Origin of the sequence: Acinetobacter lwoffii, assembly GCF_019048525.1 — a bacterium.
GTDB lineage: Bacteria > Pseudomonadota > Gammaproteobacteria > Pseudomonadales > Moraxellaceae > Acinetobacter > Acinetobacter lwoffii_K.
The window spans coordinates 2,752,940-2,766,975 of the sequence record NZ_CP077369.1 but is presented as its reverse complement, the minus strand read 5'-3'; the positions used below and the strand labels follow the sequence as shown (position 1 = coordinate 2,766,975).

10 protein-coding genes are annotated in these 14,036 nt (G+C 41.9%); 6 read left to right on the top strand and 4 right to left on the bottom strand.

The window, feature by feature from the left end; genetic code table 11:
* Nucleotides 1-79: 79 nt before the first annotated feature.
* A complete protein-coding gene (locus I6L24_RS12965; RefSeq protein WP_216986152.1) occupies nt 80-988 on the bottom strand; it encodes a LysO family transporter in 909 nt (302 codons plus the stop codon).
* A gap of 68 nt (nt 989-1,056) precedes the next feature.
* A complete protein-coding gene (locus I6L24_RS12960; protein ID WP_216986151.1) occupies nt 1,057-2,544 on the bottom strand; it encodes a flavin-containing monooxygenase in 1,488 nt (495 codons plus the stop codon).
* A 154-nt stretch (nt 2,545-2,698) separates the two neighbouring features.
* Between I6L24_RS12960 and I6L24_RS12955 the strand changes: the two genes are divergently transcribed.
* The 5 genes from I6L24_RS12955 (at nt 2,699) to I6L24_RS12935 (ending at nt 9,806) form a co-directional block, all read left to right on the top strand.
* On the top strand, nt 2,699-3,706 hold the full coding sequence (locus tag I6L24_RS12955; RefSeq protein ID WP_216986150.1) for a helix-turn-helix domain-containing protein: 1,008 nt from the start codon (nt 2,699-2,701) through the stop codon (nt 3,704-3,706).
* Nucleotides 3,707-3,790: 84 nt separating this feature from the next.
* The gene (gene zapE, locus I6L24_RS12950; RefSeq protein ID WP_005252217.1) at nt 3,791-4,942 is read left to right on the top strand and encodes a cell division protein ZapE; all 1,152 of its coding nucleotides are present in this window, start codon (nt 3,791-3,793) and stop codon (nt 4,940-4,942) included.
* 366 nt (nt 4,943-5,308) lie between these two features.
* Nucleotides 5,309-7,474 (top strand): malate synthase G, encoded by a 2,166-nt coding sequence (locus tag I6L24_RS12945; RefSeq protein WP_216986149.1) that lies wholly within the window; start codon nt 5,309-5,311, stop codon nt 7,472-7,474.
* 128 nt (nt 7,475-7,602) lie between these two features.
* The gene (locus tag I6L24_RS12940) at nt 7,603-9,051 is read left to right on the top strand and encodes an aldehyde dehydrogenase family protein (RefSeq protein WP_216986148.1); all 1,449 of its coding nucleotides are present in this window, start codon (nt 7,603-7,605) and stop codon (nt 9,049-9,051) included.
* 92 nt (nt 9,052-9,143) lie between these two features.
* Nucleotides 9,144-9,806 carry an SOS response-associated peptidase family protein gene (locus I6L24_RS12935; RefSeq protein ID WP_216986147.1) on the top strand — a complete coding sequence of 221 codons (663 nt, stop codon included), beginning with the start codon at nt 9,144-9,146 and terminating at the stop codon, nt 9,804-9,806.
* Between the two features lie 77 nt (nt 9,807-9,883).
* On the opposite strand, the gene I6L24_RS12930 is transcribed toward I6L24_RS12935, so the two are convergent.
* Nucleotides 9,884-10,348 (bottom strand): MarR family winged helix-turn-helix transcriptional regulator, encoded by a 465-nt coding sequence (locus I6L24_RS12930; RefSeq protein ID WP_004278843.1) that lies wholly within the window; start codon nt 10,346-10,348, stop codon nt 9,884-9,886.
* A 742-nt stretch (nt 10,349-11,090) separates the two neighbouring features.
* Between I6L24_RS12930 and I6L24_RS12925 the strand changes: the two genes are divergently transcribed.
* Nucleotides 11,091-12,614 carry a TerC family protein gene (locus I6L24_RS12925; RefSeq protein ID WP_005247303.1) on the top strand — a complete coding sequence of 508 codons (1,524 nt, stop codon included), beginning with the start codon at nt 11,091-11,093 and terminating at the stop codon, nt 12,612-12,614.
* Nucleotides 12,615-13,185: 571 nt separating this feature from the next.
* On the opposite strand, the gene thiM is transcribed toward I6L24_RS12925, so the two are convergent.
* On the bottom strand, nt 13,186-14,034 hold the full coding sequence (gene thiM, locus I6L24_RS12920) for a hydroxyethylthiazole kinase (RefSeq protein WP_082180536.1): 849 nt from the start codon (nt 14,032-14,034) through the stop codon (nt 13,186-13,188).
* Between the last annotated feature and the right edge of the window lie 2 nt (nt 14,035-14,036).

Here is a 14,036-nt window from a genome sequence, read left to right as displayed (position 1 = left end):
TGCTTTTAAACTGAATCAGGGAGGAGAGTTCCTCTTTATAAAAGAGGAATTTAGTGAGATTGAGAAAGTGATAAAGTAATTAAATCGCTGCCAGTACACTCACCATGACTGGTGCTAACAGTGACAAAATAAAACCACTGACCATGGCATGTGGAATAAAATCATGCCCACAGGCCTGTTTAACCATCGGTAGAGTCACATCCATCGCAGTTGCACCCGCTGCGGAAATGGCGGATCTTGGGTATCTCCAGCCCATACAATACATGAGTAAGATGGCAAAAATTTCTCTAAAGAGGTCATTCATTAGCGCGATACTGCCGAGTTCTGCATTTCTGAGTTCTGTTACGACAACACCTGACATTGAGTAAAATCCATAGCCTTGTGACAGCATGATCAAATCTTTTAGACTGATGTCTGTATTCCAGAATGAATAAAGCATGACTGCAAATAATGAACCAAAAATACAACCAATCGGAACTAAGAGAATTTTAAAATTTAACCAGGAACGATCTAAAGGTGAATAAGCCAGATCCAGGCCAATCATGAACATAAATACCAGCAACAAATGCCAGGTGCTGATTTGCAAGGATAGATCAAACAGATTCAAGCCCGCATGTAAACAATATCCACCTGCGAGAGCCAAAAAGGCATAGCTCATATTCAGCAAGGATTTAAGTACCAGGTCGACGGAGACTCGGCCTGAACTCGGAAGATAACCTGCCCATTTAAATAGTAGATAACAAAATGCAAAAGCACCGAGCGAAGTCAGAAAGGCAATACTGATCGACGTACTTAGAATCTGTAGGGGATGCTGTAATTCATCTACCAGTTGTGAAAATTCAAAGGCAATCGCAATCAATAAAACATAGCTAAAATAGGGCAATAGCTTGAAACAGATTTTAATAATCGAAAGTGGAATTCGTTTTGCCATGGCAAAACCGAGTGCTAGACAGAATAGAAGCTGAAAGATAAGCCAAAGCGATTGCATAAGTTTAATGGATTGAAAAAATTACCTATAAATTATGCCACCGCTTGATGTCAGATGGTAAAAAGCTTTTAGGCGACTTTATTCAATAATCGATAATCTGCGGCATTTGGCTTTTTTGTTTTGAGCCAGTATTTCCAGGTATAAGTTGGCCATAAGGCAAAGTTCTTGCTGCCTTCCTGCTGATACCAGCTGACACAGCCAGATTGCCACACGGTCTTTTCAAACATGTGTTGCACCTGCTGATTAAATGTATTTTGTGCCTGATCTTTGACCATGATGGCATCGCTTTGGGATTGATCGACCAGTTGCATCAACTGCAAAATATATTCGACTTGTGCCTCAATCATAAAAATCACAGAGTTGTGCGCCAATAGGATATTTGGTCCCAGTAACTGAAACAGGTTTGGAAAGTCTTTCATGCAAATTCCATAATAACTTTCAGCGCCTTGTTTCCAGACTTCATTCAGTTCTAAGCCATGGAGCCCGGTACATTGAAAATTCTTCATATAGATGCGTGGATCGGTAATGAATCCGGTGCCATAAATCAGGCAGTCAATCGGCCGTTCTTTTCCATCTTGTGTAATGATACTGTGTTCAGTCAGTTCCTGAATCTTCTCGGTCACCAGTTCTACATTGGTACGGTTAAAAGTCGGGAAGTATTTATTCGAGACCAGAATGCGTTTACAGCCCATGATGTAGTCGGGGGTCAGTTTTTTGGCCAATTCAGGATTTTTTACCTCATATTTAATGAATAGTTCCGCCAGTTTTTGGGTGAATTTCATAATGCCAGGTTTGACAATCGGTACCACACGCGATTCATTTGACCAATACAGGCGGGCACGGTGTAGCTTTCTAAACCAGTCATATTTTTTAAAGAGCTTCTTTTCAAGATTCGGATAGGCACGTTCATCTCGGGGAATGATCCAGGCTGCAGTACGTTGCATGACATACAGATGTTTGCATTGCGGGGCAATTTCCGGAATATATTGAATGGCACTGCCACCTGTCCCGATTGAAGCAACATTTTTGTCAGTTACATCATAAGTGTGATCCCATTGCGCAGAATGAAAGACTTTACCCTGGAATTTCTCAATACCGGGAATATGTGGGATTTGGGGAATATGCAATGGCCCAGAAGCGAAGATAACGAACTGGGCTTCAAGGATACTTTGATCCTGAAGCTGTAATTGCCATAGACAGCGTTCTGCCTGGTAATGTGCTGCCAGAACTTCAGTATTTAAACGGCAAAAAGCACGCAGGTTATAATCGGTCACCAGATCCTGAATAGAAGAAAATATCTCGGGTGCTTCCGCATAACGCTTGGACCAATTACTTTTTGGAGCAAATGACAAGGAATACAAATGTGATTGCACGTCACAGGCTGCTCCAGGGTACTGATTGTCCCGCCAAGTTCCGCCAAAATCGCTCCCTTTTTCCAGAATAATAAAGTCATAAATACCATGCTGTTGTAAACGTATTGCCATGGCAATACCGCCGAAACCAGCTCCAATAATGGCAACTTTGGTATGAGGGGGGGGAGCGTGTAGCGGTGGCATGATCTAGCATCAGTACATTCCTTACTTATTTTAATGTTGGATATTTATCGTAATTTGCTCCTTGGTGATTAGACAGAAAATTGATCTAAACGGCAATAGCCGACACATTATTTTTATAGTACAACTAGAGCAATCACATTGTATTTGTATGGTTATGAAACGTTCTGTTCTCAGTCTGATGTATTTGATTCAAGGGATGCGCAAGGCTGGCATGGAAGTCGATCAGAAACTGCAAAACATTGGACTGCGTGTAGATGCCTTTGATCCAAGCTCGGTGATCCATCCGAGTCTGGAACATGATGTGCTTAAGGTGGTAGGACAGGAAATCCAACCTGAACAGGGATTATTGATTGGCCAGCATTATGCTTTGGCAGGTTATGGTCCCTTACTCATGTTGCTGGTGACCAGTCCTACGGTACGTGATGCACTGAATCAGGTGATCCGTTTTCAGCAGTTGACGCATCTGACCGGTCAGTTGGCCTTGCAGCAAAGCGAGCATCATAGCGCGCTGTGTTATCGGGCCAAGCAGCAAGATGATCATTTGGGAATGTTGCTGGCACAGGCGGAGATTTCCGGGACGTTTAAGTTTATCCGGGAAATTTACAAATTGATGGGCTTATCCAAACCTGATTTGCGGATCGAGTTGCCATTTGCCTATCCAGAAGATCTGACTACCTTAAAGGTCTACCATGATTATTATGGAACACAGGTACAGTTTGATGCATCTCGGGCAGCATTCTGGTTTGATGAAGCAGTGCTGGATATTAAAATTCCCTCTGCGGATGCGGTGACTTTTGCCGTTTATGAAGCCAAATGTCTGGCTGAACTGGAACGTTTGCAACAGGATGAGCAGACGCCGACTGTGGTGCAGCGCGTGCAGGATTATCTGGAAATCCAAAGCGGCCTGATGCCGAGCATGGCTGAAACAGCACAAGCGCTGAATATCCCGGAACGAACCTTACGGCATCAGTTACAGCAGTGTGATACCAGTTATAAGCAGATTCGCGAAGAAATTATTAAAGATAAAGCTTTGCGACTGATTGAATACAAACAGTATTCGATTGAAATGATTGCAGAATTATTAGGCTATTCCGAGCCGGCTGCTTTTAACCATGCCTTTAAACGCTGGTTTGGGCAAAGTCCTCGGCAATATATAAAATAGCCTAAGCTTGTTTATGCCAAAGTGTTATAGCGTGTTGATTAAACTCCGCTATAATTAAATTGATCCCAAATAGTACGAAATTCTATGTCCGATTTTAATTCACAGCACAGCACCGCTTTTAGTCCGATTTCTCCTGCAGAACGTTATGCACAAGCGATCTCTTCGGGACAGTTTATGCCTGATGAAGCACAGGCAATGGCAGTACATGAACTGAATCGTGTCTGGCTGGAATTGATTCAGCGTTTTAAGGCATCGAAAAAAGCATTTCGCCGCTTTCGCCGTCAGACATCTCCGAAAGGGGTGTACATGTGGGGTGGTGTGGGGCGTGGAAAAACTTGGTTAATGGATCAGTTTTACGATTCGATTCCGTTTCGCCGTAAAACCCGGATGCATTTTCACCATTTTATGCAGCATGTGCATCGTGAGTTAAACAAATTATCCGGACAGCGTAATCCGCTAGATATCGTGGCGGATCGAATTTATAAAGAAGCGGTCATCATCTGTTTTGATGAATTTTTTGTGTCTAACGTGACGGATGCAATGATCCTGAGCGATCTGTTCCAGAAGCTGTTTGAACGTGGTATCACCTTGGTCGCTACTTCGAATATCGCACCGGACGGTTTATATAAGAACGGCATTCACCGTGACCGTTTTATGCCTACCATCGAACTGGTCAAGAAAAACTGTGTGGTCTTAAATGTCGATGCCGGAGTCGATTACCGTCTACGGGTTTTGAAACAGGCACAACTGTTTAAATTCCCGTTAACACATGATCATAAAAACTGGATTGCTCAACGTTTTAGCGCTTTGACCCAGACTCAGACCTGTTCTGAAGAGCCGATTATTATCAACAACCGTATTGTTGAAACCGTGTCACATACTGAAGATGTATTGTGGTGTGAATTTTCTGAACTGTGTTTAAAGCCACGCAGTCCGGCTGATTTTATTGAAATCGCCAATATTTATAATACAGTGTTGGTCAGCAATGTGCCGCACCTGACCGATTTTCTGAATGATGGAACACGCCGTTTTATTTATCTGGTCGATGAATTTTATGACCGTGGCGTCAAGTTACTCTTAACCTCAGAAGATAATATCGTGGATATTTACCAGGGTGAAAAACTGGCCTTTGAAATTGAACGGACCCGTTCCCGTTTGCTGGAAATGCAGTCGGATGAATACCTGAATTCTGAACATCGCCAGATTGAGAAAATCGCCTCCGTGAACGGAGAATAACCATAAAAGCGCTGGTCATTCACCAGCGCTTTTTTTATAAAAATAAGCACTTGAATTGTCGACAAGCCTGATTAAACATGGCTTAATCTCGGTCTAAATATGATCGTGTATAACTAGAATGCATAATTTTTACTCGAAAATCTGAACTTAAGTCTAATTTCTACATTTCGAAAACTTTATACACTGTCATTAAGGTATTTAGCAGAATGATATCTATTTGCAACTGACAAAGATCAAATATGTTTATGAGGGTATTCATATTGGAAAAAATGCTCAGTATTTAGCAATGTGATAATACTATTCAGCTAGATTTTAATCGGTATACTAGAATCTCTTGTATAAAAAGTAGCAATATCAGGAAAGACAATGACTGCACGTATTCAAAAAGGCAAGTTAGCGATTGCTAAAGAACTTTACGATTTCATCGAAAATGAAGCACTACCAGGTTCTGGTTTAGACAGCGAAACATACTGGAAAAACTTTGAACAAGTCGTTGTTGATCTTAGCCCTAAAAATAAAGCACTTTTGGCTAAGCGTGATGACATTCAGGCGAAAATTGATGAATGGCACCGCAATAACACATTTGAATTACAAGCTTACAAAGCTTTCTTGACTGAAATTGGCTACTTGTTACCAGAAGTAGAAGATTTTCAAATCAGCACTGAAAATGTAGACGAAGAGATTGCAGTACTGGCAGGTCCACAGTTGGTGGTACCAGTACGTAATGCACGTTACTGCCTGAACGCTGCAAACGCACGTTGGGGTTCTTTGTACGATGCACTTTATGGCTTCGATGTCATCTCTGAAGAAGATGGCGCGGAAAAAGGCAAAGGCTATAACCCGAAACGTGGTGAAAAAGTTGTCGCATTTGCAAAGAATTTCCTCGACGAAACTTTCCCATTGGCACAAGGTTCGCATGCAGATGCAACTCAATACGCAGTTGAAGCTAATGCACTGGTTGTTACCCTAAAAGACGGTTCAAAAACAACTGTGGCAGATGCAGCTAAATTCGTTGGCTACAATGGCGAAGCTTCAGCACCGACTGAAATCGTATTTAAAAATAATGGCCTGCACGCTATTGTGCAAATTGATGCCAGCAGCCCGATTGGCCAAACTGATGCTGCTGGTGTAAAAGATGTAGTTCTTGAAGCTGCGGTTACGACCATTCAGGACTTGGAAGACTCGATTGCAGCTGTTGATGCTGAAGAGAAAGTAGAAGGCTACCGTAACTGGTTAGGCCTGATGAAAGGTACTTTAGAAGAGTCTATTGAGAAAAACGGTAAAACTGTTACCCGTAAACTGAATGAAGACCGTACTTTCAAAAATGTAGAAGGTGGTGAAACTAAAGTTCACGGCCGTTCATTGATGTTGCTGCGTAATGTTGGTCATTTAATGACAAACCCTGCGATTCTGGTAGATGGCGCAGAAATCTATGAAGGCATCATGGATGCATTGGTTACGCCATTGTTGTCTTTTGCAGACATCAAAGGTGAAAACACGATCAAGAACTCGCGTCAAGGTTCAATGTATATCGTTAAGCCGAAAATGCATGGTCCTGAAGAAGTGGCATTTGCCGTTGAATTGTTTGAACGTGCAGAACAGGCACTTGGCTTACCTGCAAAAACTTTAAAAATCGGGATTATGGATGAGGAACGCCGTACTTCTGTGAACTTGAAGAACTGTATTGCACAAGCCAAAGATCGTACTATCTTCATCAATACAGGTTTCATGGACCGTACCGGCGATGAAATCCATACCTTTATGGAAGCTGGTCCATTCGTTCGTAAAGGCGAAGTAAAAGGCCAAATCTGGTTCCCAGCTTATGAAAACCGTAACGTGATGATCGGTCTGCAAGCAGGTTTACGTGGTAAAGCACAAATCGGTAAAGGCATGTGGCCAAAGCCAGACATGCTGCTTGACATGTACAAAACCAAAGCTGAACATCCTGAAGCGGGTGCGAGCTGTGCATGGGTTCCATCACCTACAGGTGCGGTGATCCACGCGATTCACTATCACCAGATTAATGTTGCAGACCGTCAGCAAGAACTATTGTCGACTCAGCCTTTATCTCTAGATGATTTGTTGACACCGCCATTGGCGAAAGACACTAACTGGTCTGAAGAAGAAAAAACCAAAGAACTTGAAAATAACTGTCAAGGTATTTTAGGTTATGTGGTTCGTTGGGTAGATTTGGGTGTAGGTTGTTCTAAAGTGCCAGACATCAATGATGTCGGTTTAATGGAAGACCGTGCAACTCTACGTATTTCTTCACAACACGTTGCGAACTGGTTGCGTCACGGTATCGTAAGTCGTGAGCAAGTAGAAGAAGTTATGCAACGTATGGCGAAAATTGTGGATGAGCAAAATGCCAATGATCCACTGTATACGCCAATGTCTGCTGACTTTGCCAACAATATTGCGTTCCAGGCAGCATCTGACTTGATTTTTAAAGGTGGTGAGCAGCCATCAGGTTATACCGAGCCGCTTCTGCACGCAGCGCGTTTAAAGTTAAAAGGTTATACAGGTGACTAATCCTGTCTAGCTTAAAAAAGCCTCTTCGGAGGCTTTTTTATTGTCTAATGGTAAGCCGTCGTTGTTTTGACTAGAAATTTTCCAGTTGAACTCTTAAAGTGGGGCAAAGCATGTGAGGAAACAATAAAATGACAACGGTATATCAAAATTTAGACCAGCAGTTTATTCATGGTCAGTGGCAAGCTGGTACTTCAACCAGAATAATAAAAAATATTAATCCCTATACCCAGAGTGAAATTTTTAGTATGCCAGCTGCCAGTTCTGTCGATGTCGACAGTGCTTATACCGCAGCAGAGCAGGCTTTTCAGCAGGGTGTTTTGAATCCCACTGAAGTACGAAAAACAGTGCTGCAAAATGTGATGACAATTATTCAGCAGCGTCGGGACGAAATCATTGACTGGCTCATTATTGAATCAGGCAGTACGCGCATTAAAGCCGGCGTTGAGGTAGATGCTGCTTTAGGCATCATTCAGGAAAGTCTGGCTTTTCCAGATCAGATCCAAACAGAACAGCTCGAAAGCAAAGATCCAGCACGTAAAAGTATGGTTTTACGTAAGCCTTTAGGCGTGATTGCAGTCATCAGTCCATGGAACTTTCCATTTCATTTGTCTTTACGTTCAGTGGCTACTGCAATTGCCTGTGGCAATACCGTTGTATTGAAGCCGGCCAGTGATACGCCGGTGACTGGCGGCACCTTAATTGGTAAATTATTTGAAGAGGCAGGTTTGCCTGCAGGTGCACTGAATATTGTTGCCGGTGCTGGCAGTGAAATCGGGGATTATTTTGTTGAGCATTCAGTGCCGAAAATGATTTCATTTACCGGCTCCACCGAAGTGGGGAAAAGTGTCGGCAGTAAAGCCTTGGCCAGTTCACGAATCAAGCGTCTGGCACTTGAACTGGGTGGCAATGCACCTTTGGTCATTCTGGATGATGCCGATCTTGATCTTGCGGTTGAACTAACGCTGATGGGGCGTTTTATGCATCAGGGACAAATTTGCATGAGTACTAACCGGGTCATTGTCGATGCCTCTATCCATGATGCTTATGTAGATAAGCTCCTGGATCGGATCAAAATGATTCCGGTGGGTGATCCAAATCTGGAAGATACCGTGATCGGTCCGATCATTAATCAGAGTCAGGTTGAAAAGCATCAACAGATCATTCAAACAGGCAGCGAGCAGGGCGCACAACTGGTGTATGAAGGAGGAATTGAAGGGAATCTGGTCTATCCGCATATTTTTATTGATGTCGCGGAAGATTCCGATCTGGCGCAGCAAGAAAGCTTCGGTCCGATTTTACCTATCTTAAAAGCCCGGAATGAAGCACATGCTTTAAACCTGGCCAATGCGACCGAGTTTGGTCTATCCAGTGCAGTATGTACCTCAAACATCGAGCGAGGCAGCGCGTTTGCCGCACAACTGGATATTGGGATGACGCATATTAATGGGATTAGTGTTGCAGACCAGTCAAACGCACCCTTTGGCGGCGAGAAAAATTCAGGATTGGGTCGTTTTAATGGCCGCTGGATTTTTGAGGAATTTACCCGGACACATTGGTTGACCGTACCGAATTCATAACAGTCAATGCGCCTAAAACTATAGAAATACGACAGGCTTCGACTTGGCATCACGGTATAATCTGATGGTCGAATGATTTACATATATGAACCATGTGCGCCAATTTTAAGCCTTTAACCTTAGAGCAGTTGCATAATCTGGGATTGCCAGAAATTCCTTTTGAATATCCAGAGGAGGTCTATCCCAATTATGCTACACCGCTTTTGTTTCATTCAGCTCAAGGACTGGAATGGCGTTCCGTGAATTTTGGACTCATTCCGAAATGGGCAGAAGACAAAACTATAGGTACCAAGACCTATAACGCCAGAAATGAAACCTTACTGCAAAGGCCCACCTTCGCTGAAGCCACCGCCAAATGTCATTTTGGCGTCATTCCGGTATCGGAATTTTATGAGTCCAAATATTTTGACAATAAACCGCAGCGTTGGGGTGTAAGACGTAAAGATGGTCAGGCGACTTTTATTGCAGCTGTGTATGAGATTGCTCGGGTACAAGGTGAAATTGTACGCTCTGCCAGTATGATTACCATGGATGCAATTGACCATCCCATGATGAAGGAGTTTCATGAGCCGGGTAATATCAAACGCTCGGTTATTGTGATTCCACAGCAGCGACTGCAAGAATGGCTAACGCTAAGGCATCCGGATATTCGTAACTTTGTAGAGGGCTTTCCGGTAGAAGATTTTGAATGCTCACATGTACCAAAAGAAAAAATCAAAAAAGTCAGTCCACAACTGAACTTTTTTGATTTTTAGAAAGCTCTGGCGAATTATTTATTATTATAAAGTATGCGCCAATTCGCCAGCGTCTATTTAAAATAAAAAGTAGGTCTTTAACGAGCTAAATTTTTGAAAATATGACGTAAACTTTCCATGGTTTTTTCAATTTGCAAAGGCGTCAGGCCTTCAAATGACTGTTCCAGTACGACATTGGTCAGATCATTGATCTTATGTGTCATTTGCATGCCTTTGTCAGTCAAAAATACTCGGGTAATCCGTGCGTCATCCTCACATGAATAGGTTTCAACCAGACCTTCGTCTTTTAAGCGGTAGACAATTTTAGTCGTGGTCGACATTTTAGAAACAACCATCTCTGACAAATCAGAAACACTGGCATGCGGTTTGGCTTTTAGTGCAAGAAGGATGCGGCGGCGGGAATTGTCAACACCATACTTTTTTAGTGCATGATCGACATTAACGACGTATTGAGCATGAACCTGAGTTACCCAATAATATGGAAAGTTTTCTAAATTAAATTCTTCCGTACACGGCAAAAATTTTGCATATTTCTTAGTCATGAAATGTTCCTTGTATTTATTTTTCTAGGGCCCGTTCATTTTATGAAAAAGTTTATGCATATTTCAACCTTTATTTTAAAAATGTTAAAGCGCTAACACTTTTTAGTTTTGCTTAACATCCCAAGGAGTTGATCAGTTCTGCATGTGAGCCTTATCTGGCGCGAAGATTGTTCTTTAAAATCGGATGAAAGGCGATAATATTTTGTATAAATTTAATTCCTCATTATGTATTTCGTGAGTAGAAATGTTTTCCAAGACTTTTTATTATTCTTAAGCAGCCTGTCTGAATAGGTTTTAATGCAAATAATTGTATTTCAATAAATTAATCGATTTAAGAAATATAGGGTGATTGAGTGGTTTTAGTCAATATAGTAAATGATTATTTACAGCTATATTTTTAAGTGATTGTTCTTTCAATAAAAAAATAGTTTATGCTCTAATCTTTAAGTGACCTTAAAAATAATAGCCTAATCAAACTAAATTCTGTTTATTTTTAATTCAATTCGAATACATGATGTAGAAAAAATTAAAATTAATCAGTTTCAGCATCAATCAGTTGGTCATAAAAGTCTCAATAAAATCATGATCATGTAATTTTTTTGTAAATTAATACATTACAAAATACTCAGTTTATGCATAATGGAATAGTCTTAAGTTGCATAGGTTAAATTTTAATGGATCCCTCGCCGTGCGTTGATCTTCCATCTCTATTTCTAGCTTACTCGAACGGGGTCATTCTCTAATGGAATTTTTATTAGATCCCGGAATCTGGGTAGGTTTAATTACTCTTATTATTCTTGAAATTGTTTTAGGTATTGATAACCTAGTCTTCATTGCCATTCTGGCTGAAAAACTTCCTCCTGAACAACGCGATAAAGCACGTGTTATTGGTTTGTCTCTCGCATTATTCATGCGTCTAGGCCTGTTATTTGCCATTGCCTGGTTGGTCACTTTGACACAACCATTGATTACTGTGTTTGACTGGACCTTCTCCGGTCGGGACCTGATCTTGTTATTTGGTGGCTTGTTCCTGGTGTATAAGGCCGTTACTGAGCTGCATGAAAAGATTGAAGGTAAACCTGAAGTCACAGTGTCTACCAATGTGGTATATGCAAGTTTCACTGCTGTTGTTGCACAGATTGTTGTTTTAGATGCTGTTTTCTCTTTAGATTCAGTGATTACCGCCATTGGTATGGTCGACAATATTTATGTCATGATGGCTGCCATGATTGTCGCAATGGGCGTGATGCTACTGGCATCGAAACCATTGACCAACTTTGTGAATCGCCATCCAACCGTGGTGATTCTGTGTTTAAGCTTCCTACTTTTGATTGGTATCAGCCTGATTGCAGAAGGTTTTGGTTTCCATATTCCAAAAGGCTATATCTATTCAGGTATTGGTGTTGCGATCATAATCGAAGCATTCAACCAGTTCGGTCAGCGTAATGCTGCTAAACATGAATCTAAGATTCCTTTGCGTCATCGTACCGCTGACTCGATCCTGAAGTTAATGGGTGGCAAGCTAGAGACGACCGACAGTCAAAATAATCAGGCACAAGAAACCTTTGCAGATGAAGAACGCTATATGATTGGTGGGGTGCTTACCCTTGCAGAGCGTTCAGTCGCTTCGATCATGACGCCGCGCGGTCAGATTTCATGGGTTGATCTGGAAGATAGCCCAGAACAGATCCGTGAAAAAATTCTGTCTGTTCCACACAGTCTGTTCCCGGTATGTCGCGGTAGCCTGGATAAGGTGATTAGCGTAGTACGTGCCAAAGAATTATTGGATGTACTGGAAGAGCCGGAAGAATTAAAAGCACTGATTAAACGTCATCGCCCAATTTATATCTTTGAAAAGATGAAAGTTATTGACGCGATTAATACCTTGCGTACTTCTAAAGGTTCTTTGGTCTTGGTGAGTGACGAGTTTGGTAATGTACAGGGTCTGATTTCACCGCTAGATGTATTTGAAGCAATTGCTGGTGAATTCCCGGATGCAGACGAACAGCTAGATCTAGTTAAAATCGATGATACGCACTGGATTGCATCGGGCATGTTAGATCTTTATCAGCTTGAGCTTGAGCTTGGCATGATTGATCTGATTGATGAAGATGCCGGTTATATCAGTGTGGCGGGTTTGATTCTGGATAAAACCAACAGTACGGTTGAAGTGGGCACCGAGTTAAATTATCAAGGTGTGCAGTTCAAAGTCACTGAAATTGAAAGCAATCGTATCAAGTCGGTCAGCATTCATTACGTAGGTTAAACAGGTGTTTTAAACACGTTATTTGTTCAAATTCTAAAAGTCAGTTGCTTTAGTGGCAGCTGGCTTTTTTAATGCATGTCTGTTGAATGTGGCTCATTAAAATAATATGAGCCTTCGTTTAAACTGATTTTTATCAGTTTATTCATACTATTAGTCATGTTCCCGATTGAGCTGAATATCCGGATATTGCAGTGAGATTTTGAAGCCGAAAAAGTCAAGTCAGCAATCGAAAATAAGCATGATCAAGCATCAAATATTGATTCATGTAACCTGTTAATCAAAACTTAAAAGTCATATTTAAATACTGACAAAAAATTGAACTACAATTCACATGAACTAGATTTGCATGATGCAAACAGATCTTAAGTAAAATGGAAACCGTTTGTGTGGAAATCATTAGATAAGTTGTATGAAGCCTACTCAGTTCAGAATAAAACTACTCAAAAATGATCTCCGAAAGAGCTAGACAAAACATTTCTAAGGAGATCAATAGAGCAAATGGGCAGGATCAATCTAAATAGGGGCGTTTATCTATTCAGGAGAACAAACACCCTGTGAAGCGACCAGTAAACTAAATGGATTCTGGCAGAATTTTAAAGTTGGCGTATTTTCGGATTGTTTCAGTATTGAGTTGGTGGATTTCATCCAGAAAGGCGACATTAAAACTGCCTAACTGTTGCGCACGTTCAAATGCCAATTGACCGGCAATTGCAAAATGTACATGTGCCGTTAATGCAGCAAGGGCTGGGGACGTTACTGCACTATAGGCAGCAATTAGTGCCCCGAGTGCACATCCCATCGCCGTGATTCGGGGCTGTAAAGCAGAACCGCCTGACACCTGTATCACAGGATAGTCTTTCGAAATAATGTAATCAGATTCACCGGAGATTGCGATGCATTCACAATGATCCAGCAAACTTCGCGCCTGTAAATAAACATCCGCACTGTCTACTGTGCTGTCTACACCCTTGGACTCGATCTGCTTGCCAGCCAAAGCACCAATTTCAGAAGCATTGCCTCGTAAAATCGTAGGCTGGGAATGCATCAACTGATCTACGACGCCAGAACGCCAGCGCAGAACTGTTCCATAACCGACCGGATCAAGCACCCACGGTTTTTGCAATTGATGTGCAGTTTTCGCAGCAATCTGCATCGCCTGAACCTGCTCGGTAGTTGGTGTACCCAGATTCAGACTGATTGCTGCTGCAATCTTGGCAAAACTTTCAGCTTCAAAAGGATTGTCGATCATGGCCGGAGAAGCATGTGCAGCCAGTACAATATTGGCGACATAGTTGCTGGCCACCGTATTGGTCATGATATGCACCAGGGGTTGCTGTTGCTGAAGTTTCAACCAGGCTTCACAGATCTGGTCCAGAAGTGTTTGCTGTAATGCTTGCATCGAAGTAGTCATCGTGGTCATTT